The sequence below is a fragment of the Microbacterium sp. No. 7 genome (assembly GCF_001314225.1).
Lineage (GTDB): Bacteria > Actinomycetota > Actinomycetes > Actinomycetales > Microbacteriaceae > Microbacterium.
On the sequence record NZ_CP012697.1, the window covers coordinates 3751125 to 3773314 of the forward strand.

At 72.4% G+C, this 22190-nt stretch carries 21 protein-coding genes, 1 tRNA gene and 1 pseudogene; 9 read left to right on the forward strand and 14 right to left on the reverse strand.

Annotated features, from left to right (window positions below):
* Positions 1-26: 26 nt before the first annotated feature.
* The 7 genes from AOA12_RS17435 to AOA12_RS17465 all read right to left on the reverse strand — a co-directional run bounded on the left by AOA12_RS17435 (position 27) and on the right by AOA12_RS17465 (position 7533).
* The gene (locus AOA12_RS17435; RefSeq protein WP_197280964.1) at positions 27-1211 is read right to left on the reverse strand and encodes a CaiB/BaiF CoA transferase family protein; all 1185 of its coding nucleotides are present in this window, start codon (positions 1209-1211) and stop codon (positions 27-29) included.
* Positions 1208-2341 (reverse strand): CaiB/BaiF CoA transferase family protein, encoded by a 1134-nt coding sequence (locus tag AOA12_RS17440; protein WP_054685687.1) that lies wholly within the window; start codon positions 2339-2341, stop codon positions 1208-1210. The genes AOA12_RS17435 and AOA12_RS17440 overlap by 4 nt, the downstream gene beginning before the upstream one ends.
* 52 nt (positions 2342-2393) lie before the next feature.
* A complete protein-coding gene (locus AOA12_RS17445; protein WP_054685689.1) occupies positions 2394-3551 on the reverse strand; it encodes an acyl-CoA dehydrogenase family protein in 1158 nt (385 codons plus the stop codon).
* 47 nt (positions 3552-3598) lie between these two features.
* Positions 3599-5062 carry an aldehyde dehydrogenase gene (locus tag AOA12_RS17450; RefSeq protein ID WP_054685691.1) on the reverse strand — a complete coding sequence of 488 codons (1464 nt, stop codon included), beginning with the start codon at positions 5060-5062 and terminating at the stop codon, positions 3599-3601.
* A 102-nt stretch (positions 5063-5164) separates the two neighbouring features.
* The gene (locus AOA12_RS17455) at positions 5165-6613 is read right to left on the reverse strand and encodes an MmgE/PrpD family protein (RefSeq protein ID WP_054685694.1); all 1449 of its coding nucleotides are present in this window, start codon (positions 6611-6613) and stop codon (positions 5165-5167) included.
* 205 nt (positions 6614-6818) lie between these two features.
* Positions 6819-6891: transfer RNA gene (locus AOA12_RS17460), tRNA-Arg, on the reverse strand.
* Positions 6892-6957: 66 nt separating this feature from the next.
* Positions 6958-7533 carry a hypothetical protein gene (locus AOA12_RS17465; protein WP_054685696.1) on the reverse strand — a complete coding sequence of 192 codons (576 nt, stop codon included), beginning with the start codon at positions 7531-7533 and terminating at the stop codon, positions 6958-6960.
* 53 nt (positions 7534-7586) lie between these two features.
* Here AOA12_RS17465 and AOA12_RS17470 point away from each other — a divergent pair, with 53 nt between their 5' ends.
* The 6 genes and pseudogenes from AOA12_RS17470 to AOA12_RS24100 form a co-directional block, all read left to right on the forward strand.
* The gene (locus AOA12_RS17470) at positions 7587-8159 is read left to right on the forward strand and encodes a J-domain-containing protein (protein WP_054687185.1); all 573 of its coding nucleotides are present in this window, start codon (positions 7587-7589) and stop codon (positions 8157-8159) included.
* 128 nt (positions 8160-8287) lie between these two features.
* A complete protein-coding gene (gene phnD, locus AOA12_RS17475) occupies positions 8288-9199 on the forward strand; it encodes a phosphate/phosphite/phosphonate ABC transporter substrate-binding protein (RefSeq protein ID WP_054685699.1) in 912 nt (303 codons plus the stop codon).
* Positions 9196-10038, forward strand: a complete 843-nt coding sequence (locus tag AOA12_RS17480; RefSeq protein WP_231637115.1) for a phosphonate ABC transporter ATP-binding protein — start codon at positions 9196-9198, stop codon at positions 10036-10038. Before phnD ends, AOA12_RS17480 begins: the two co-directional genes overlap by 4 nt.
* Complete coding sequence (phnE, locus tag AOA12_RS17485; RefSeq protein WP_054685703.1) at positions 10025-10861, forward strand: phosphonate ABC transporter, permease protein PhnE; 837 nt, start codon at positions 10025-10027, stop codon at positions 10859-10861. Before AOA12_RS17480 ends, phnE begins: the two co-directional genes overlap by 14 nt.
* Positions 10858-11613, forward strand: coding sequence for a tyrosine-protein phosphatase (locus tag AOA12_RS17490; RefSeq protein ID WP_054685706.1), 756 nt, complete (start codon positions 10858-10860; stop codon positions 11611-11613). Before phnE ends, AOA12_RS17490 begins: the two co-directional genes overlap by 4 nt.
* A gap of 362 nt (positions 11614-11975) precedes the next feature.
* Positions 11976-12194: pseudogene (locus tag AOA12_RS24100) on the forward strand (TetR-like C-terminal domain-containing protein); the annotation flags it as partial.
* A gap of 50 nt (positions 12195-12244) precedes the next feature.
* Here the strand turns inward: AOA12_RS24100 and AOA12_RS17495 are convergent.
* On the reverse strand, positions 12245-13138 hold the full coding sequence (locus AOA12_RS17495; RefSeq protein WP_054685709.1) for an MmyB family transcriptional regulator: 894 nt from the start codon (positions 13136-13138) through the stop codon (positions 12245-12247).
* A gap of 135 nt (positions 13139-13273) precedes the next feature.
* Here AOA12_RS17495 and AOA12_RS17500 point away from each other — a divergent pair, with 135 nt between their 5' ends.
* Entirely contained in the window at positions 13274-14230 is a 957-nt protein-coding gene (locus AOA12_RS17500) for an alpha/beta hydrolase (RefSeq protein WP_156366563.1), read from the forward strand.
* Positions 14231-14331: 101 nt separating this feature from the next.
* Here the strand turns inward: AOA12_RS17500 and AOA12_RS17505 are convergent, their stop codons facing one another.
* From AOA12_RS17505 to AOA12_RS17520, 4 genes are all read right to left on the reverse strand, one after another.
* A complete protein-coding gene (locus AOA12_RS17505; protein ID WP_054685712.1) occupies positions 14332-15159 on the reverse strand; it encodes a sulfurtransferase in 828 nt (275 codons plus the stop codon).
* Between the two features lie 64 nt (positions 15160-15223).
* Complete coding sequence (locus AOA12_RS17510; protein WP_054685716.1) at positions 15224-15814, reverse strand: PadR family transcriptional regulator; 591 nt, start codon at positions 15812-15814, stop codon at positions 15224-15226.
* Positions 15815-16087: 273 nt separating this feature from the next.
* Positions 16088-17071 carry a Gfo/Idh/MocA family protein gene (locus AOA12_RS17515; protein ID WP_054685719.1) on the reverse strand — a complete coding sequence of 328 codons (984 nt, stop codon included), beginning with the start codon at positions 17069-17071 and terminating at the stop codon, positions 16088-16090.
* A 50-nt stretch (positions 17072-17121) separates the two neighbouring features.
* Positions 17122-18420: an O-acetylhomoserine aminocarboxypropyltransferase/cysteine synthase family protein gene (locus AOA12_RS17520; protein ID WP_054687190.1), complete on the reverse strand. Its 1299-nt coding sequence runs from the start codon at positions 18418-18420 to the stop codon at positions 17122-17124.
* Between the two features lie 127 nt (positions 18421-18547).
* On the opposite strand from AOA12_RS17520, the gene AOA12_RS17525 reads away from it, so the two are divergent.
* The gene (locus tag AOA12_RS17525) at positions 18548-19117 is read left to right on the forward strand and encodes a flavin reductase family protein (protein WP_054685722.1); all 570 of its coding nucleotides are present in this window, start codon (positions 18548-18550) and stop codon (positions 19115-19117) included.
* Between the two features lie 72 nt (positions 19118-19189).
* Here the strand turns inward: AOA12_RS17525 and AOA12_RS17530 are convergent, their stop codons facing one another.
* Both AOA12_RS17530 and thrC read right to left on the reverse strand, forming a co-directional pair.
* Positions 19190-19603: an ester cyclase gene (locus tag AOA12_RS17530; RefSeq protein WP_054685725.1), complete on the reverse strand. Its 414-nt coding sequence runs from the start codon at positions 19601-19603 to the stop codon at positions 19190-19192.
* Between the two features lie 138 nt (positions 19604-19741).
* Entirely contained in the window at positions 19742-21154 is a 1413-nt protein-coding gene (thrC, locus tag AOA12_RS17535) for a threonine synthase (protein WP_054685728.1), read from the reverse strand.
* A 103-nt stretch (positions 21155-21257) separates the two neighbouring features.
* On the opposite strand from thrC, the gene trhO reads away from it, so the two are divergent.
* A complete protein-coding gene (trhO, locus tag AOA12_RS17540; protein ID WP_054685731.1) occupies positions 21258-22175 on the forward strand; it encodes an oxygen-dependent tRNA uridine(34) hydroxylase TrhO in 918 nt (305 codons plus the stop codon).
* Positions 22176-22190 lie beyond the last annotated feature (15 nt).

Here is a 22190-nt window from a genome sequence, read left to right on the forward strand (position 1 = left end):
ACGGGCTCGGCCTCCGCGCGTCGCCGTCACGACTCGTCGGCGTAGAGCACTCCGCGGGCGAGCAGGTCGTCGATGCGCTCGGCGGGCAGCGCCTCCGACACCACGGCGCGCGTGTCGGCGCCCACCTTGGGCGCGCGTCCGCGGCGGTCGGGGCGCACGCCGTCGAACGTCCACGGCGGCCGCAGCAGCGGGTGCCCGTCGGCCTGCGGCTCGAGGATGCCGAGATGGTTCACCTGCTCGTTCGCGAGGTAGTCGCCGATCGACAGCACGGGCGCGAACGGCACGTCGTGCTCGGAGAGCACGCGCTCCCAGTGCGCGACCGGCTTCGTCGCGAAGGCGCGCTCGACCTCGGGGACGAGGTCGAAGTAGTTCGCCTCGCGCGCCCGGTACTCCGCGAAGCGCGGGTCGGCCAGGAGGTCGGGGCGGTCGAGGGCGCGGCACAGCGACTGCCAGAACTTCTGCGACGACGACAGGTGCAGCGCGATGCCGTGGTCGTCGGAGGTCTGCACGACGAAGTTCTGCGCCTGCGGGTGCCGGCTCTCGCGCGTCGGCGAGACGCCGCCGAGCTCGAACCACTGGCTCACCGCGTCGGCCGTGAGGACGCTCACCGACTCCATGATCGACGTCTCCAGGCGCGTGCCCTCGCCCGTGCGCACGCGCCCGAGGAGCGCCGCGAGGATGCCCGTCGCGGTCGAGAACCCGGTCACGAGGTCGGCGAAGATCGTGCCCGACAGCTGCGGATGCCCCGCGTCGCTCAGCAGCGAGTAGAAGCCGCCGAACGACTGGCCGATCGTGTCGTAGGCGGGACGGTGCGCGAGCGGGCCGCTCGACCCGAACCCCGTGACCGACCCGTACACGATGTCGGGCCGCAGGGCGCGCAGGTCGTCGGGGCCGAGGCCGAGGGCCGCGACCTTGCCGGGACGCAGGTTCTCGACGAACACGTCGAACCCGGGCACGATCGCGCGCACGACCTCGACGCCCTCGGGCTGCTTGAGGTCGACCGAGATGCTCTTCTTGCCCGTGTTGTACTGGCGGAAGTACACGCCCTCGTCGTTCTGGTGGCGGCGGAAGTCCTCGCCCGTCACGGGCTTCTCGACCTTGACGACCTCGGCGCCCAGCGCGTTCAGCAACGACGTGCCGAACGGCATGGAGATGTAGCCGCCCACCTCCAGGATGCGGAAGCCCTCCAGCGGGCGCTGTCTCTCGGTCACGTCGTCCTCCCGTCCTCGCCGCTCCAGCGGGAGACGACGTCGGCGATCTCACTGGTTCCGGGGCGCGGGCTCTGCGGCTCGCGCGCCGGGGTCGCGCTGAACCGCGGCGCGGGCGCGGGGTGCAGCACGCCGTCGACCCGGCGGTACAGCCCGCGCTCGGCGTTGTGCGGCTCGTCGGCCGCCTCGTCGAAGGTCAGCACGGGCGAGACGCACGCGTCGGCGCCCGCGAACGCCTCGGTCCACTCGTCGCGCGTGCGCGTCGCGATCGCGGCGGCGATGAGCTCGCGCAGCCGCGGCCAGCCCGACCGGTCGTTCTGCGCGGGCCAGTCGCTCGTGTCCACGTCGAGGCGCGCGAGGAACTCGCGATAGAAGTCGCCCTCGATCGCGCCCACCGCGAGGTACCGCCCGTCCGCGCAGCGGTAGCAGGCGTAGAACGGCGCGGCGCCGTCGAGGAAGTTCGTCCCCGGCTCGTCGGAGTGGATGCCGGCGGCGCGCAGCCCCTGGATCTTCGCGGTCAGCAGGGCGACGCCGTCGAGCATCGCGGCGTCGACGACCTGTCCGCGGCCCGTCGTGCGCGCCGACAGCACCGCCGAGACGATGCCGAAGGCGGCGATCGCTCCCCCGCCGGCGTAGTCGCCGAGCAGGTTCATGGGCGGCCGCGGCCCGTCGTCGGGCGTGGAGAGCATGTGCAGCGCGCCCGACTGCGCGACGTAGTTGATGTCGTGCCCGGCCTCCCGTGCCCGCGGGCCCGACTGACCGTATCCGGTCAGCCGGGCGTAGACGATGCGCGGGTTGCGCGCGAGCAGGTCGTCGGGCCCGAGCCCGAGGCGCTCGGCGACGCCCGGGCGGTATCCCTCGACGAACACGTCGGCCCGCTCGGCCAGCGCCAGCACGGCCTCGCGGCCCTCGGGGGCCTTGAGGTCGGCGGCGACGGCATCCACGCCACGGTTCACGATGTCGGTCTGCTCGGTCAGCGACGCGGTCGCCGCGAGCGCGCGGGCCGCACGGCCCTGCGGTCGCACGACGCGCACGACGTCGGCGCCGACATCGGCGAGCAGCATCGAGACATACGGTACCGGGCCCATCCCGGCGAGCACGAGCACGCGTGTGCCCGTCAACGGCCCCGTCATGACGGCCTCTTCCTCTCCGCGCCCGCGGGCGCATCGGTCGCTGGAGCGCCGGTCAGTACGAGCGGGGCAGCCCGAGCACGTTCTGCGACACGAAGTTGCGCACCATCTCCTGCGAGAACGGCGCGTTGCGCAGCAGCCGCACCTCACGCCACAGGCGCTCGATGTGGTACTCCTTCGCGTAGGCGTAGCCGCCCAGGGTGGCGAACGCGCGATCGCAGGCGTCGAAGCCCGCCTCGGCGCCGAGATACTTCGCGACCGCGGCCTCGGAGCCGCAGGGCTTGTTCTCGTCGAACAGCTTCGCGGCCTTCATCGCGGCCAGCTCGGCGGCCTCGAGACGGATCCACGAGTCGGCGAGCGGGTGCGCGACCGCCTGGTTCTGGCCGATCGGACGGTCGAAGACCACGCGGTTCTTCGCGTACTCCACGCCGAGCTCGAGGGCCGCCCGGCCGATGCCGATGCCCTCCATCGCGACGCAGATGCGCTCCGGGTTCAGCCCGTCGATGATGTAGTGGAACCCCTTGCCGACCTCGCCGATGACGTCCTCGTCGGCGACGAACAGGTTGTCGATGAACACCTCGTTGGTGTCCACGGCGGCGCGCCCGAGCTTGGGGATCTCACGCAGCGTCATGGCGTCGCCCATCTCGGCGAAGAACATCGTCATGCCGCGCAGCGGCTTCTCGGGGTCGCGCGGCGACGTGCGGGCGAGCAGCACCATGCGCTGCGCGTTGGCGGCGTTGCTGATGAACACCTTCTGGCCGTTGATGCGCCAGCCGCCGTCGACCTTCTCGGCGCGCGTCGTGATGCGCGAGGTGTCCACGCCCGCGGTGGGCTCGGTGATCGCGAAGCAGGTGAGCATCTCGCCGGTCGCGAGCTTCGGCAGGTACTTCTGCTTCATCTCGTCCGAGCCGTACTTCACGATCGGCGCGGGCGGGAAGACGTACGAGTGGATGGCGGAGGCGCCGGCCATGCCGCCCGACCTCGCGATCTCGTGCATCATGACCGCGGCCTCCTGCAGGCCGAGCCCGAGGCCCCCGTACTCCTCGGGGAACATGATGCCGAGCCAGCCGCCCTCGCCGAACGCGCGGACGCACTCCCACGGGTACTCGTGCTTCTCGTCCTTCTCGTACCAGTAGTCCTTGCTGAACCTGCCCGCCAGCGCCCTCGTCGCCTCACGGACGATGTCGATGCTGCTCTCTTCTTGATCGCTCATGGTGCTCTTCCGCTCTCCGTCGTCTCAGATTATATATTATATCAAAACTATTCGACGATGTCGAGATCGCGCGGCAGGCCGATGGACTTCAGCTCGACATAGGCGTCGAAGCCCTCCAGGCCCGCCTCGCGGCCGATGCCGCTCGACTTGAAGCCGCCGATCGGCGCCGTGAAGCCGACCGGGCTGCCGTTGATCTCGACGGTGCCCGTGCGGATGCGGCGGGCGATCCGCACGCCGTGCGCGGGGTCGCTCGTGAACACCGAGCCGTTCAGCCCGTACTGCGAGTCGTTCGCGAACGCGATCGCCTGCGCCTCGTCGTCGTACGGGATCACCGTCGCCACCGGGCCGAAGATCTCCTCCTGCGCGATGCGCATGCCGGGGGCGACGTCGGTGAAGACCGTCGGCTCCACGTAGAGCCCGCGCTCCAGGCCGCTCGGGCGACCGCCGCCGCGCACGAGCCGGGCCCCCTCGGAGCGCCCCGCGTCGATGTAGCCGAGCACGCGGCCGTGCTGGCGGCTGTTGACCAGCGGGCCGACCTGCGTCGCCGGATCGGTCGGGTCGCCGACGGGCATCGTGTCGACCATCGCCGTGAACGCGTCGAGGAACTCCTCGTGGCGCGAGCGCGGCACGAGCACCCGCGACTTCAGCGAGCACACCTGTCCGCTGTTGCGGAACGAGCCGATGCGCAGCGATTCGACGACCGGGCCGAAGTCGGCGTCGTCGAGCACGATCGCGGCCGACTTCCCGCCGAGCTCCAGCGTGACGCGCTTCATGAGCGGCCCCGCGACCTCGGCCACCCGGCGGCCCGCGGCCGTCGAGCCCGTGAACGTCACCTTGTCGACGCCGGGATGCGTCACGAGGTACTCGCTGACCTCGCGGTCGGCCGGCACGACGTTGACGACGCCCGCCGGCAGCCCCGCCTCGGCGAACAGCTCGGCGAGCAGGAAGGAGTCGAGCGGCGTCTCGGGGGCGGGCTTGAGCACCGCGGTGCAGCCGGCCAGCAGCGCGGGCACGAGCTTGATGAGCGCGATGACCATGGGGTTGTTCCAGGGGATGACGGCGGCCACGACGCCCGCCGGCTCGCGCACGACGAGGGCGCGGCCCGTCGCCGACTCGCGCAGCGTCTCCCAGGGGTACTCGGGGGCCATCGCGACGAAGCTGTCGACCAGCAGCCTGGGGGTCGTCGCCTGCATGCCGAGCGACAGGGTGATGGGGCAGCCCATCTCGTCGGTCACGAGGCGGGCGATCTCATCGCGCCGCTCGGCGATGAGCACCCCGAGACGCTCGAGCACGGCGATGCGCTCCACCAGGCTCATCCACGGCCACGGGCCGTCGTCGAACGCGTCGCGCGCCGCGGCGACGGCGCGGTCGATGTCGGCGCGCTCGCCCTCCGGCACGCGGGCGAACGCCTGCTCGGTGTGCGGGTTGACGACGTCGATCCACCGGGTGCCCGAGGGGGCGACCCACTCGCCGCCGATGAAGAGCCTGTCGCTGTTGTCCTGCCAGACCACGGTGTCCGTCCTTTCGTCGTGCGCGCCGGCCGCCGTGGGCGACGCGCGGATCGCGTGAGAGGCCCCCGCCGGCTCAGGGGCGCTCGGGGAGGCCGCGCCCCCTCATCCCCGGGGCCCCTGCAGCAGCGCGGCGAACCCGGCGACGGGCTGCGCGGGGTCGAGCTCGAGGATCGCCGCCAGCAGGGCGTCGGCGCCGTCGGCGCCGAGCGACGCGGTCGTCAGATCGCGGAACTTCTCCTCCAGGTCCTCGGGCGACGTGGGGCTGTCGGCGGTGCCGGGCGCGCTGCCGACGAACACGTGGCGACGCGCGCCGTCGTCGTGGGTCACGGTGATGTCGGCGACGAACTTGCCGGGATTCGCCGCGTCCAGGGCGGCATCCGGCTCGATCGTGATCCTCTGCGCGAGCTGCGCGACGTCGCTCGACGGACCGATGTCGAGCCCGCCCTCGAAGTAGCGGTGGTGGGTCGAGAAGCCGTTGCCGTGGCCGAGCAGCGCGAGCGAGAACTGGAACGGCAGGCTGTACTGCAGGTGATCGAGCCGGGTCGGCGCGAACGCGTGGGCGTTGCGATTGCCGACGACGACGTCGTTCGCCGGCTGGATGCGCAGCAGCACCGAGGCGATGTCGTCGGTGCGATCCTGCAGCTGCTTCGCGCCGAGGATGTAGGCGTGGTTGAGGAAGCAGCAGCAGTACGACTTGATGCACACCTTCGTGATCTCGAAGGGGCGGTCGAGGGCGAAAATGCCCGCGTCCGACGCGTCGAGCCGCCGCTGGATGAACGTCGAGGCCCAGCCCTTCGAGCCGGTGAGGAAGGCCGGGGGGCCCGTGATGCCGGCCGCGGCCATCTCGGCCGAGCGGATGCCGTTGCGCGTGCCGATGCCCGCGTGCACGCGCTTGACCGAGCCGCCGCCCGACGTGTACTCGGTGGTGCCCGAGGCGTGGCTCATCGCGATCGACAGGGCGTCGAGCGTCTGCGCGACGTCGAGCCCGCGCATCTTGGCGGCGACGGCCGCGGCGCCGAAGTTCGACAGCTGGGCGTGCGGGTGGAAGCCGCGCGAGAGCATGTCGCGGCCGATGAGGATGCCGATGCGGGTGTACACCTCGTAGCCGGCGACGAGGCCCGTGACGACCTCCTCCATCGTCGAGCCGAGCTCCTCGCCGATCGCGATCGCGGCGGAGACGACACAGCTGCCCGGATGCGAGAAGCTCTCCTCGTGCGCGTCGTCGTACTCGAAGCTGTGCCCGTAGGTGGCGTTGACGAACGCGGCGTCGGCGGCGCTGAAGGTCTCGTCGCCCGCCATCGTGACGTGCGAGCGGCCGGGCGCGTGCGACGCGCGGGTGAGGGCGAGCACGGCACGGTTCCACGGCAGCGGCACGCAGCCGACCTGCAGCGCGAGCTGGTCCTCCATGAGTCGCCGCACGCCCTCGAGCGCATCCGCGGGGATGCGCTCGTAGGTCAGCTCGACGACGAGGCGGGCGATCGCCTCCTCGACGGGCGGGAACGCCTCGGTCGCATCCTCATCGTGCTCGCCTGTCTGCTCCGGCTGGGCCACGGCGCCCTCCTGATCTCGTCACGGATACTCAGAATTGTATATGAGATATCACACATGATCTCAAGAGGGCACGGGAGGACCCGGCGCCGAACGGAGACGGACACCGCCGGCGGCGTGTGCGGCGGCCCGTGCCGAGCGCCCCGGGAACGTGAAAGGCCCGCGGAATCCGCGGGCCTTTCACTCGTTTCACTGTCTCAACACAGTGCGCGCCCGAAGGGACTCGAACCCCTAACCTTCTGATCCGTAGTCAGATGCTCTATCCATTGAGCTACGGGCGCATGGCTCTCGCTCTCGCGAAGGCCGACGTCCAGAATACACGTCCGACGCCGATCCGGCGAATCGGGTCACTCCGCGGCGTGCGCGGCCGCCGCGCGCCGGGCCGCGCGCAGCTTCGGCAGGTCGACGAGCCGCAGCGACTGCATGCGCGCCTCGCGCATCCGCGCGTAGTCAGGCTCGAGGTCGGGGCGGGCCGCGACGATGCCGAGCGTGACGTGCAGGTTGCGCTCGACTTCGTCCCACGCCGCCCCGCGGGCGCTCGCCACGAGGCGGTCGAGCTCCTCCGGGTCGTCCGCGCGCTCGCGCAGCTGCTGGGCGACGTGCAGCGACTGCTTGCGCCGGCGCTTGAGGTTGCGCACGTCACGGCTGCGGTAGTCGTGCGTGCCGTCGGAGGAGTGGTGCTTGCCGCGGGCCTGCGAGATCTGACCCGCGACCCGCTCCGCCTCGGCGTCGGCCTCGTCGGCGAGCGACAGCAGCGTCTCGCGCGCGACCGGCACGAACCGCTCGCCGTCGAAGTCTTCGCCGTCGGCGAGCACGTGCATGAGGATCTCGTTCTTCAGCCGCAGCCGCGTCGCGGCCGCGGCGATGTACAGACCCTCGGCGACGACGTCGCGAGAGCGTATGCGCTTGCCCTTCTCGGCCACCTGATCACCCCGCAACGATCCTACGGCGGCAGGTGCGGCGTAGCGTAGTGGGCATGAGCGAGGACCCTCGGCTCAGCGCCGCCCGCTACCGCCTGCGCCGGATCGACGGCGCCGACGACACGCACGACGACGCCTCGGAGCGGCGGCACGCGCAGGACGAGCGCGACACGACGGCGGTGCCGACGCCCGACCAGCGCGCCATGTACGTCGAGACCGCGATCCAGCAGGCGATGCGCCGCGGCGACTTCGACGACCTGCCCGGCTACGGCAGGCCGATCGAGGGGCTCGGCGACCACCACGACCCCGACTGGTGGATCCGGCGGAAGATCCAGCGCGAGCAGCTCACCGGCCTCGGCCCGCCGGCGCTCATGCTGCGGGTCGAGCACGCGGAGCTCGCCGAGCGCCTCGACGCGCTCACCCGCGAGCATGACGTGCGCGCCTACGTCGAGGACTTCAACCGGCGCGTCGTCGAGGCGCGGCGCCAGCTGCTCGGCGGCCCGCCCGTCGTCACGCCGCTGCACGATCCGGATGCCGAGGTCAGCGCGTGGCACGCGCGGCGCGCCGCACGGCTGCCCGTCGCGGAGCCCGAGAGGCCGCGACGGCGACGGTGGCGCTTCCGCGCCTGACGACGGCGCGCCATCTGTTCACCTCGCGTTCCTTTTGAAGTCCCGCGGTCTCGTAATTCGCGTTCACGTCCATGCGGCCGAATGTGTCTGCTCGATCCTCCGAGCCGACATCTTCGAAAGAGGCCACCATGCACCGCGCCACCCTGCCCGCCGCCGCCCTGCTCGGCATCACCGCCCTCGCCCTCACCGGCTGCCAGGGCGCCAGCGCCGGAGAGGTCCCGGCCGAGACCGCCGATCCCGACGCCCCCATCACGATGGCCACGCTGCCGCTCGGCGACGACCCGACCGCGGTCAACCCGATCGACGTGTTCGCGGAGCTCTTCGAGGAGGCGACGGGCCGCACCGTCGAGATCGTCGACGTGCCCGACTACCTGAGCGTCGTCGAGGCGATCCGCGCCGACCACGTCGACATCGGCATCATGAGCGGCTTCCCGTCGGCCCTCGCCGTCAACACGGGCAAGGTCGACGCCGTCGTCGCGTTCGGCGGCGACGACAACCCGGTGTCGACGTGCGTCGTGCTCGAGGACTCGCCCGTCACCACGCTCGACGACCTCAAGGGCAAGACCGTCGCGTTCGCCGACCAGGCGTCGAGCTCGGGATACTTCATGCCCGTCTACATGCTGCACGAGGCCGGGCTGGAGCAGGGCACCGACTACAAGGCCATCTTCGCGGGCGGCCACGAGGGCAGCTTCGCCGCCCTCGCGCAGGGCCAGGTCGACGCCGCGTGCACCGCGATCATGCTCACGCAGCTGGGCAAGCCCATGTTCCCCTTCGAGGAGGGCGAGTGGCGCGCCGTCGGCGAGAGCCCGTCGATGAGCGTGCAGGGGGCCGTTCTCGGCCGTCAGTCGCTCGACGCGGAGACCCGCAAGACCGTCGCCGAAGGCATCGCCGCCGTCTTCTCCGCCGAGAACGCCGAGGCGCTCGGCGCGTTCGGCTCGTTCGTCGGCCTGGAGCAGATCGTCGCGCCGGATGCCGCGCTCTTCGCGCCGTTCGCCGAGATCGCCGGCGTCGCGGGCGTCGAGCTGAAGGACCTGCAGTGAGCACAGCGATCCCCGGCGAGGCGCACACCGCCGCGCCCGCAGCGCCCGCCGCTCCCGCGACGACGGCGGAGATGCGCCAGGCGCTGCCGCTCGTGTCGGTCGCAGGCCTGCAGGTCGCCTACGACGACCGGCTCGTGCTCGACGGCGTGGACCTGTCGCTCTTCCCGGGCGAGACGGTCGCGCTGCTCGGCTCGTCGGGCTCGGGCAAGTCGACGCTCATGAAGAGCCTCACGGGCTTCGCCCCGATCTCCGGCGGCAGCGTGCGCGTCGCGGGGCACGACGTCACGAACCTGCGACGCGGCGAGCTGCGCGAGCTGCGCTCCCAGGTGGGGCAGGTGTTCCAGCAGTTCAACCTCATCCCGCGGCTCAGCGTCATGACCAACGTCCTCACCGGCGCCCTGCACGCGGCGGGCCCGATCAACCTGATCGGCGGTTTCTCGGCCGCGCACCGCCAGCGCGCGCTGCACCTGCTCGACCGGGTCGGCATCGCGCACAAGGCCTCGGCCCCCGCGCGGTCGCTCTCGGGCGGACAGCAGCAGCGCGTCGCGATCGCCCGCGCGCTCATGCAGCAGCCCCGCGTCATCCTCGCCGACGAGCCGGTCGCGTCGCTCGACCCGAAGCTCTCGCACTCCGTGCTCGGCCTGCTCCGCGAGATCGCGCGCGAGGACGGCATCCCCGTGCTCGTGAGCCTGCACGTGCTGCCGCTCGCGCTGGCCCACAGCGACCGCATCGTCGGCCTGCGCCACGGCCGCATGCTCATCTCCGGCCGCACGTCGGAGCTCGACGCCGACCGGCTCGGCGTGCTCTACGACGGGGAGGACGACCATGACGAGCACTGAGACCCGCGGCGCCCGCGAGGTGCCGACGCTGCCGATCGAGGAGCGCGCGCGACTGGAGCGGGCCTTCCGCATCCCGCGCACGCGCTTCCTGCTCGGCATCCCCATCGCCCTCGCGGTGCTGATCTGGTCGGCCGGCGGCGTCGGCTTCGACTTCGTCAAGCTCGGCCAGGGCGCCGTGAACATGGGCGAGTTCCTCTCGCGGCTCTTCCCGCCCGACTTCTCCAAGATCGGCACGATCCTGCTGCTCCTGCTCGAGACGCTGCAGATGGCGATCGTCGGCACCGTGCTCGGCGCGATCCTCTCGCTCGTCGTCGCGTTCGGCGCCTCGGCGAACATCGCGCCGCGATGGCTCTACTACCCGTCGCGCTGGGTCATGAACATCATCCGCGCGGTGCCCGACCTCGTCTTCGCGCTCATGTTCGTCTCGGCCGTCGGGCTCGGGCCGTTCGCCGGCATCCTCGCGATGACGCTCGGCTCGATCGGCTCGATCGGCAAGATCTTCGCCGAGGCGATGGAGTCGGTCGACAAGGGGCCGATGGTCGCGATGGAGGCTGCCGGCGCCTCGAAGCGCCAGGTCATCCAGTACGGCGTGCTCCCCCAGGCGGCGCCGCTGCTCGTCTCGTACACGCTGCTCATGTTCGAGGGCAACGTGCGCGGGGCGACGATCCTCGGCCTCGTCGGCGCCGGCGGCATCGGCCTCGAGCTGACCACCGCGATGCGCATGTACGACTACGGGCACCTCAGCGCCATCATCATCTGCATCATCCTGCTCGTCACCCTGATCGACCAGGGCAGCGCCCTCATCAGAAAGAGAATCACATGACGACCCTCGACATCCGCCTCAGCCCTCCGGTCAACCTGCGCGACCTGGGCGGCACGCCCGTCGCCGGCACGGTCGTGCGCCCCGGCGTCGCGATCCGCACCGACGACCTGTCGATCGTCACGCCCGAGTACGCCGACGCGCTCGTCGCCGATGGGCTCACCGCCGTCATCGACCTGCGCAGCCCGCAGGAGGCGGGCATCACGGGCCGCGGCCCGCTGGGCGCGCACGCCGTCTCGTACCACCACCTTCCGCTCATGTCGAACGTCGGCGAGGGCATGGACCGCGAGCGGCCCGTGCTCGACCACGCCGCGATGGGCGAGATGTACGTCGGGATGGTGGAGAACGCCGCCCCGCAGCTCGTCACCGCGCTCAGCGTGATCGCGCACACGCCGGGCACGGCCGCGTTCCACTGCGCGGCGGGGCGCGACCGCACGGGCGTGCTGGCCGCGATGCTGCTGCTCGTGCTCGGCGCCTCCGACGAGACGATCGTCGAGGACTACGCCCGCACGGGCCCCCACATGCCCGCGATCGTCGAGCGCACCCGCACGGTGATGCAGCCCCTGCTCCTCAGCCTGGGCTTCGACCTCGAGAAGCAGGGCACGGTCGACTTCGGGGAGGGATCGATGGACGTCTCGATGCACATCCTGCTGAGCCGTCTGCGCGATCGCCACGCCGACCCGCTCGCGCCGCTGCGCCGCGCCGGGCTGTCCGACGACACGACCGCGCTGCTGCGCCGCCGCGCGCTCGTCTGAGCGTGACCGACGCAGCCGCCCAGGCCGGGCCCGCCGGATCGAGCGGGCCCGGCCGTCCGCGCGACGAGCGGATCGACCGCGCGATCGTCGAGGCCGCGCTCGAGCTGATCGACGCGGGAACGCCCGTGACGCTCAGCCGCCTCGTCGCCACGAGCGGCGTGAGCCGCGCGGCGCTGTACCGCCGCTGGCCGTCGCTCACGACCCTCGTCGCCGACGCCCTCAACGTCGGGCGCGAGACGCCCGGCGACGTCCCCGACGACGCGGACCTGGGCGCGTTCGTGCTCGCATCGTGGTTCGACGGCGAGAGCGCGGGGGTCACGCGCTTCCCCGAGCACCGGTTCCGGCACCGCATCCGCCTCGCGATGTCCGACCGCGACCTGCAGCGGGCGTACTGGGAGTCGCACGTGCGGCCGCGGCGCGAGCCGCTGGAACGCGCGCTGCGCGAGCGCGTGCGGCGCGGCGAGCTGCGCGCCGACCTCGACGTCGAGAGCGCCTTCGACCTCATCGTCGGCGTCTTCTACTACCAGCTGATCGTGCGCGGCGAGGAGGCCGGCAGCCCGGTGACCGAGGCGCGCGTGCGCGCGGCGTTCGACGTCGTGTGGAACGGCATGCGGGCGCCGTCCCCGCCGGATCAGCCCTCGCCGGCCGAGCCCTCACCGGCGCCGTCCCGTGCGGCGATGACGTCCTCGAGCATCCGGAGCCGTCCCTCCGACTCGGACCCGGGCTCGACCGACCACAGCACGAGCTGCTGATCGGGCACGCCCACCTGGATGAACGTGTCCCAGTCGAGCCGGATGTCGCCCGCGACGGGATGGCGCACCGTCTTGGTGCCGAAGTTCTGCTGGGCCACGCGCCGCTCGGCCCACCACGTGCGGAACTCGGGCGAGGTCAGCGAGAGCTCGCCGACGATCCGCACGAGCTCGGGGTTGCGCGGATCGGCGGCGGCCGCCATGCGCAGCACCGCGACGCAGGTGCGGGCCACGTCGGCCCACTCGGGGTAGCGGGCCCGCATCCGCTCGTCGGTGAAGGTCAGGAGGATGTAGTTGCGCTGCTCGACGGGCACCTCGTCGAAGTCGATGAGCAGCTCCGCGGCCAGGGGGTTCCACGCGACGATGTCGAGGTACGTGCCGAAGACGAGCGCCGGCACCCGGTCGAACCGGTCGAGCAGGCGCGCGATCTGCGGGCGCACGCGGGCCTTTCCCGGTGATGCCTTGGCGGCGAGCTGCTCCTCCCTCCCGGGATAGGAGAGCAGGCGGCGCACGTAGGCGATCTGTCCGTCGTCGAGCCGCAGCACCTCGATGAGCGCGTCGACGACGGGCGGCGAGGGCGCCAGGCGCCCCTGCTCGATGCGCGCGTAGTAGTCGGGGCTGATGGCCGCCAGCCGGGCGACCTCCTCGCGGCGGAGCCCGCGAACGCGGCGGCGTGCGGTGTCGGCGTCGGCGATGCCGACCTCCTCGGGCCGCAGCTCCTCACGCCGCGCGCGCAGGAACCCGCCGACCTCGCCCAGCTCCGTGCTCGTCGGCATGGCGCCCCTCCCATCCCTTGCCTAGGAGAGTTTTTCCTAGGTTGAATCCCTCACATTGTGCCCCTCTTCATCCTGGCAGAGAGTGGATGTCAACGATCTACCGATCATCGATTGAGAGAGGATGCGAGCACAACCGTGAGCGCAGTCACCGCCACCGACATCACCGTCGAGCACATCACCTTCCGCAACGCGGACATGCTGTGGGACATCGCCGCAGACATCTACCTTCCCGCCGGCTTCGACGCCGCAGGGTCCTACCCCGCCGTCGTCACGGCGCACCCGATCGGCTCCTGCAAGGAGCAGACGGCGGGCAACATCTACGCCACGCGCCTCGCCGAGGAGGGCTACGTCGCGATCGCCTTCGACGCCAGCTTCCAGGGCGCGAGCGGCGGCACGCCCCGCCGCATCGAGGACCCGGGCCAGCGCGTCGAGGACTTCCGCCGCGTCGTCGACCACCTCGTCACGCTGCCCTACGTCGACGCCGACCGCATCGGCGTGCTCGGCGTCTGCGGCGGTGGCGGCTACACCGTCAACGCCGCCCTCACCGAGAAGCGCTTCAAGGCCGTCGTGTCGGTCACGGGCGTCAACTACGGCCGCCTGTCGCGCGACAACGCCGCTCTCGCGGGCGGCCCGCTCGCCCTGCTCGGCACGATCGCGCAGCAGCGCTCCGCCGAGTCGAAGGGCGCCGACGCCGCGATCAGCGCCTCGCTGCCGCCGTCGGCCGAGGTCGCCCAGCAGATCGGCGACGTCGACGTCATCGAGGCGTTCGACTACTACTGCACGCCGCGCGCGCAGCACCCCGAGGGCACCGCGACGTTCGACGTCGCGCACGGCGCGGCGACGCTCGGCTGGGACGCCTACCACCTCGCCGACGTGCTGCTCGACCAGCCGACGCTCGCGATCGTCGGCGACAAGCAGGGCGCCTTCGGCGCCTACCGCGACGGGCACGACCTCGTCGCACGCGCGGGACGCGACAACGTCCGGCTCGTCGTGCTCGAGGACGTGTCGCACTACGACCTGTACGACCAGCCGAAGGGCGCCGGCAAGGCGCTCGACGAGCACATCGTGCCGTTCTTCGCGACCAACCTCTGAGCCTGCGCCACGACGCGCAGAGCCGGAACGCGACGGAGGGTCGGGGACACCATCCCCGACCCTCCGTCTTCTCGTTCTCGCGTGGTGCCCGCCCTCGCCGGTCAGGGCGTCGGGCCGGTCGCGGCCGGCCGGCCGGGGGTGTTCGCCCACTGGCTCCACGACCCCGGGTACAGCGCCGCGTCGACGCCGGCGATCCTCAGCGCGACCGTGGCGTGGGCCGCGGTGAGGCCCGACCCGCAGTACACGCCGACGGGCGTGTCCACGGCGATGCCGAGGCTCGCGAACCGCTCGCGCAGCGCGTCGGCGTCGAGGAAGCGGCCCTCGGCATCCGTGTTCTCCGGTCCCGGAGCGTTGCGCGCACCGGGGATGTGCCCGGCGACCGGGTCGAGCGGCTCGCTCTCTCCGCGGTAGCGCTCGGGCGCCCGCACGTCGAGCAGCACGCCGCGCTCGGGGAACGCGGCCGCCTCGTCGATGTCGAGTCGTGCGAGCGCCCCGCTCGACAGGATCACGTCACCGGGCTCGGGCGTGACGTCGCCCGGCTCGAGGGGCAGGCCGGCGGCGCGCCACGCGCGCAGCCCGCCGTCGAGGATGCGCACGTCGGCGACGCCCGCGTCGGTGAGCAGCCACCATGCCCGCGCGGCGGCGATCGACCGCCAGTCGTCGTAGACGACGACGGTGTCGCCCGTGCGCAGGCCCCAGCGGCGGGCCGCGGCCTGCAGGCTCTCGGTGTCGGGGAGCGGATGCCGGCCCTCGGCGGGCTCGCCGTGCCGTGACAGCTCGTCGTCGAGGCTCACGTACACGGCCGTCGGCACGTGCCCTTCGAGGTAGGGCGCGCGCCCGTCGGGCGCGTCGAGGCGGTAGCGCACGTCGAGCACGCGCACGGTGCCGATCAGGGGTTCGAGCTCGGCCGGGGTGATGAGAACGCTCATGCCTTCGACCCTACTCACGCCGAGGCGGCTCAGGGCGTGCGCGGGGCCCGCCGCGCACCGTCTGTCACGCCGTCGGCGCGGCGCCGCGCACGGGGCGGCCGCGCCTGGGCCGCTCGGCCGCGATCCCGAGCGTCAGGCCGGGTGCGGCGGCGAGGCGCTGCTCGACGCGATCGAGCCAGCGCAGCTCGGCCTCCGCGACGCTGCGCTGCCAGTCGACCACGAGAGCGCGGGCCAGCTCCTCGGCCGTGCCGGGCTCCGCCGAGGCGTCGTCGCGCAGGCCCTGCAGCCGCGCGAGCGTCGCGTTCCGCTGCGTCTCGAGCGCCGTGCCCACGTCGGCCCCCGGGAGCGTCGCGGCGACGGCGAGCTTGATCGCGAGCTCGTCGCGCGTGCCCGGGGCGCGCGAGACCGGGGCGTCGAGCCAGGCACGGGCCTCGGCGGAGCCGGCGTCCGTGATGCGCCAGTACACGTGGCCCTGCGGGTCGGTGTCGCCCTTCTCGACGAGGCCGTCGCGCTCGAGGCGTTCGAGGGTGTTGTAGATCTGGCCGACGTTGAGCGGCCAGGTCGACCCCGTGCGGCGGTCGAACTCGGTGCGCAGCTGGTACCCGTAGCACGGCCCCTGGTCGAGGATCGCGAGCAGGCTCTGCCGCACCGACATCCGCACTCCTCCGCCGCACCCGCCAGAACATGCCGAGTATATACATACCCGGCATCCCCACCCAGCCCTCCCCCGCAGTGCACTCCCCGCGAGATGGTGGGTTTCTCGCCGACGCGGTGCCCACCGTCTCGGCGAGAAACCCACCGTCTCGGCGACGAACCCACCGTCTCGGCGAGAAACCCACCGTCTCGGCGACGAACCCACCGTGTCGCGGGAGCAGGAGAGGCGGGACGGGGCGGAAGCGGGAGGGCGCAGGGCTCGGGGGCGCAGGGGTCAGCGGAGGGCGGCGAGCCAGGCGTCGAGGAGGCGGGCGGTGGCGCGGGTCTCGGCCCAGGGCATCTCGGAGGCCTCGGTGCGGCCCTCCCGGAGCGCGAGGATCACGGCGTCGCTCTCGGCGGCCATGGGGTCGACGACGTCGGCGCGCAGCGGCTCGGCCGTGCCGCCGACGCGGTGCAGCGTCGCCCCGTCGGTGCTCGCGGCACGACTGCCCCAGACGTTCGGGATCTCCAGGCTCCCGCGCGTGCCGGCGATCGTGACGCTGCGCGGCAGCGCCTCGACGAACGAGCACGCGACGCGCACGGCCGCGCCGCCGAAGGTCACGGTCGCCTCCGCGTGCACGTCGACGCCCGTGTCGCCGACGATCCCCGTCGCATCCGTCAGCGCCAGGTCGTCGAGCGCGCCCGACCACGCGGCGAGGCCGACCGCGAGCGACACGGGATAGCAGCCCATGTCGAGGATCGCGCCGCCGGCCGTGGCCGGGTCGGTCAGCCGCGCCAGCCCGTTCTCGACGCGCGAGCCGAGCGTCGCGGTCGCCCCCGTGAGCGCGCCCAGCTCCCCCGATGCGACGAGCCCGCGCACGAGCGCGGGGAACGGGCCGAACCGGTACTTGAACGCCTCCACGAACGGCAGGCCGCGCTCGCGCGCCCGCTCCAGCACGCGCTCGGTCTCGGCCGCCGTCACGCCGGCGGGCTTCTCGCAGAGCACGGCCTTGCCGGCGTCGAGCGCGGCGAGCGCGAGGTCGGCGTGCGTCGTGTGCACGGTGCCGATGTAGACGGCGTCCACGTCGTCGCGCGCGATCACCTCGTCGTACGTGCCCGTGACCCGGGCACCGTGCTCGTCGGCGAACGCCCGCGCGCGCACCGCGTCACGGCTGCCCACCGCGTGCAGCCCGCCGAGCCGCGCGTTCCGCAGCGAGCGCGCGAAGAACCCGCTGATCTCCCCCGGTCCGAGGACCGCCCACCGCGCCCGTTCGTCCATGCGGCCCACGCTACCGCGCGGGCGCCGGATGCGGCACAGGATGCCGGATGCTACGCCGCCAGCGCCTGCGCGATGTCGGCGATGATGTCGTCCGGGTCCTCGAGGCCGATCGACAGGCGGATCGTCGTGGGCGAGATGCCGCCCTCGGCGAGCTGCTGCTCGGTGAGGTGCGAGTGCGTCATGGATGCCGGGTGCGCGACGAGCGAGCGGGCGTCGCCGATGTTGGCGACGAGCTTGACGAGCCGCAGCGCGTCGACGAAGCGGTGCACGCGCGCGCGGTCGGCCGCGGCGTCGCCCGTGCCGGCGATGTCGAACGAGAACACGGCCGGCACGCCGCGGGGCAGGTAGGTCGCGACGGCGCCGTGCCAGGGGTTCCCCTCGAGCCCGGGGTGGTGCACGCGCGAGACGGCGTCGTGCCCGTCGAGGAAGCGCGCGACGGCGAGCGCCGTGGCGCTGTGCCGCTGGATGCGCAGGTCGAGGGTCTCCAGGCCCTGCAGCAGCTGGAACGCGTTGAACGGCGAGAGCGACGGCCCCAGGTCGTGCACGTACTTGGTCTTGATGAGCACGGCGAGCGCCTGGCCCTGCGGGCCGAACCGCTCCCACAGCACGACGTCCTTGATGCGCGCGTAGGGCGCCGTGAACTGCGGCCAGCGCTCGGGCTCGGCGCCGAAGTCGAACGAGCCGATGTCGACGACGACGCCGCCCATCGACGTGCCGTGCCCGCCGAGGTACTTGGTCGCCGAGTGCACGATGATGTCGGCGCCGAAGTCGCCCGGTCGCTGCAGGTACGGCGTGGCGACGGTGTTGTCGATGACGAGCGGCACGCCGGCCGCGTGCGCGATGTCGGCGATCGCGCGCACGTCGAGCACCTGCGCCGTGGGGTTGGTGACCGACTCGGCGAACAGCGCGCGCGTCGTGGGGCGCACGGCGTCGCGCCACGCGTCGAGGTCGTCCTGGTCGACGAACGTGACGTCGATGCCCCAGTCGGCGAACGTCTCCTGGAACAGGTCGACGGTGCCGCCGTAGAGCTGGTTGGCGGCGACGACGTGCTCGCCCTGCTTCGCGAGCGCGAGCAGCGCCACCGCGACCGCGGCCTGACCCGACGCGACCGCCGCGGCGGCGGTGCCGCCCTCGAGCGCGGCGACCCGCTCCTCGAAGATCAGCTGCGTCGGGCTCGCGTTGCGGCTGTAGAGGTTGCCCGACTTGCGCAGCGCGAAGAGGTCGGCGGCGTCCTGCAGCGAGGCGAACTCGTACGCGGTGGTCTGGTAGATGGGGGGCGCCACCGCGTTCTGCGGCGTACCGGGCACGTAGCCTCGGTGCAGCTGGGTCGAGGCGAATCCGTCGGTCATGACGTCACGGTCCAGGTACGACAACACATGCCGTCCATCATCCCGGCTGACGGCGACCGCGCCCGAGTCGTGTGTCGAACTGTTGCGAGCGGGCTCGCCCCCGTCGGCAGAGGGTACCCTAAGAGGCATGCCTGCCTCTTCGTCCGCTGCCGGCGACGCCCCGCGTCAGCTGGGCGACGCGGTCTCCGCCGACGAGTTCAAGCGCGTGTTCCGGGGACACCCCGGAGGCGTCGCGGTCATCACCGCCGACGCCGGCGACGGTCCCGTCGCCCTCACCGCGACGTCGGTCTCGTCGGTGAGCGCCGAGCCGCCGCTGCTGATCTTCTCGGTCACGTCGTCCTCGTCCGCGGCATCCGTCCTCGCCCGCGCCGAGACCTTCGTCGTGCACCTGCTCGACGCCCACGACCTCGAGCTGGCCGAGCTCGCCGCCACGCACGGCGTCGACCGGTTCGCCGACACCGACCGCTGGGCGCGCCTCGTCACGGGCGAGCCCGTCTACCGCGGCACGCGCGCGTGGGTGCGCTGCGCCGTGATCGGACGCATGGATGCCGGCGGCTCGACGATCATCGCCGGCCACGCCCTGCAGGCGCAGATCAACCGCGAGGTCGGCGAGGGAGAGCACGGCGACGCGCTCATCTACCACAACCGCACGTGGCACCGCCTCGGCGACGCGACGCGCATCGACGCCTGGCGCTGAACCCGACGACGACGCGCCCCGCCCGGGACACGGGCGGGGCGCGTCTCGCGCTCAGGCGAGGCCGGGCTGCGGTCAGGCGAGGCCGAGCTGCGAGAGGAACAGCTGGTTGTCGTAGTAGACGCGGTGCTCGACGACCTTGCCGTCGCGCAGCACGAAGGTGTCGATCATCGGGAAGGTGACGGCGCGACCGGTCGGCGGGACCTCTCCCTCCGCGCTCGCGAGCGGACCGTCGTGCGTGCCCGTGAAGGTCTGCTCGACGGCGACGCCGTTCTCGTCGGCGTAGACGTGACGGGGCGTGAGCTTGATGTCCGGGAACGCCGTGGTGAACGCGGCGAGCACCCCGAGCAGCGTCTCGATGCCCGCGAACGACATGCCGGGCAGCTCGACCGCCACATCGTCGGCGAAGATGCTCGAGAAGAGCGCGTTGTCGCGCTCGTGCAGGCCGCGGTTGTGGCGCTCGACGATCTCGTCAGCGGTGAAGGCCATGGTTTCTCCTTTGAATTGATGACCGAGTGCGGCGACCCGGTGCGCCTTCGCACCTGCCGCTGAAAACCGAGCATACCCGAGATATTCCAGGCGGCGCGAGAGGGATCCAGCGGCGGGGAGGATTCCGCGGAGGGGAGCTCAGCGCAGGGCGCGCGCCTCGATGAAGGCGCGCAGCGCCGCGGCGTCGTCGGCCATCTCGGTGACCCGCTGCGGGGCGTCGAGCATCGCCGCGAGGTCGTCGCCGAGCGCGACCCGCAGACCGGTCGCCTCGGTGATCGTCTCGGAGAACTTCTCGGGCTTGGCCGTCTCGAGCACGAGCATCGGCACGCCCTCCTCGAGGTGCTCTCGCGCGACCTTGACGCCGTCGGCCGTGTGCGGGTCGATGAGCTCGCCGCTCGCCTCGTGCACGGAGCGGATCGTGGCGAGCCGGTCGGCGTGCGTCGACGTGCCGCTGAGGATGCCGAACTCGCCGGTGAACCGCGGCTGCTCGGCCGACAGGTCGAAGAAGCCCTGCTCGTCGAGGTCGCGCCACGCGGCCACGACGCGCTGCGGGTCGCGGCCGAGCAGCTCGAAGATGAAGCGCTCCAGGTTCGACGCCTTCGAGATGTCCATCGAGGGGCTCGAGGTCGCGAGCGTCTCGGCGGCGCTGCGCGGGCGGTAGACGCCCGTGCGGAAGAACTCGTCGAGCACGTTGTTCTCGTTGGCGGCCAGCACGAGACGGCGGATCGGCACGCCGATGCCCTTCGCGAACAGCCCCGAGAGGATGTTGCCGAAGTTGCCCGACGGCACCGTGAACGACACCTCGAAGCCCTGCGGCGACTCGAGCGCGTCGGTCGCGCGCAGCCACGCCCAGAAGTAGTAGACGGTCTGCGCCGTGATGCGGGCGAGGTTGATCGAGTTGACCGCGCCGAGGTGCTGCGCGCGCTTGAAGTCGAGGTCGCCGGCGAGCTCCTTGACGAGGTTCTGGCAGTCGTCGAACACGCCCTCGACGGCGATGTTGTGCACGTTCTCGTCGTGCAGCGAGTACATCTGCGCGCGCTGGAACGGGCTCATCCGTCCCTGCGGCGAGAGCATGAAGACGGCGACGCGCTCCTTGCCGCGCAGCGCGTGCTCGGCCGCCGACCCCGTGTCGCCCGACGTCGCGCCGAGGATGTTCAGCACGCTGTCCTTCTTCTCGAGCACGTACTCGAGAACCTGGCCGAGGAACTGCATCGCCATGTCCTTGAAGGCGAGCGTCGGGCCCTCCGACAGGCCGACGAGCGTGATGCCGCCGCCGATGGGGCGCAGCGGCACGACCGGCTCGGGGAAGCCCGCGTAGGCCGCGGCCGTCATGCGGGCGAGGTCGCCCCGCGGGATGTCGGTGGCGAACAGCCCGAGCACCTCGGTGGCCAGCTCGGGATAGCTCAGCCCCCGCCACGACTCGAGCGTCGCGGCGTCGACGCGCGGCATCCGCTCGGGCACGGCGAGACCGCCGTCGGGCGCGAGCCCTTCGAGGAGCGTTTCGCTGAAGGGCTGCGGCGTCATGCCGCCACGGGTGGAGATGTACTGCACGAGAGACTCTTCCGATCGGCGCGGAGTTCCCATTCTCGCAGGTGCGGATGCCGCACGGGGAATCACGCCCGACCCCGGATCGCCCCTCGCCTAGGATCGCACCGTGGCCACCCCCAAGATCGTGCTGTTCTACGTGTTCGCCCCGCTCGCCGATCCCGAGGCGATCCGGGTGTGGCAGCGCGACCTGGGCGAGGCGCTGGGACTGCGCGGGCGCGTGCTCGTCTCGCCGCACGGCATCAACGGCACGCTCGGCGGCGATCTGCCGCAGCTCAAGCGCTGGGCGCGCTCGTTCCGCTCGTACGCGCCGTTCCGCGGCGCCGACGTGAAGTGGAGCGCGGGCACGGGCCTCGACGAGAACGGCCGCAGCGTCGACTTCCCGAAGCTGAGCGTGAAGGTGCGCGACGAGATCGTCTCGTTCGGCGCGCCCGGGGAGCTGCGCGTCGACGAGGCCGGCGTCGTGGGCGGCGGCACGCGACTGAGCCCCGACGAGCTGCACGCGCTCGTCGCCGAGCGCGGCGACGACGTCGTCTTCTTCGACGGGCGCAACGCGCTCGAGGCGCAGGTGGGCCGCTTCCGCGGCGCCGTCGTGCCGCCCGCCGAGACCACGCGCGACTTCGTCGGCCTGCTCGACTCCGGGATGTTCGACGCCCTCAAGGGCCGCCCGGTCGTCACGTACTGCACGGGCGGCATCCGCTGCGAGGTGCTCTCCAGCCTCATGACCGCGCGCGGCTTCGGCGAGGTGTACCAGCTCGACGGCGGCATCGTGCGCTACGGCGAGCGCTACGGCGACGACGGGCTGTGGGAGGGCTCGCTGTACGTCTTCGACGGGCGCGGCGCGATCGACTTCAGCGACCACGCCGCCGTGATCGGCCGCTGCGCCGGCTGCGGCGCGGCCACGAGCCGCACGGCGAACTGCCCCGACCCCTCGTGCCGCCGCCAGCTCGTCGCGTGCGACGACTGCGCGGCGGTGCCGTGCGAGGCGCACGTCGCGCCCGCGGTTCCCGCCGCATACGGTTCATGACCCACGCCGCGGGCG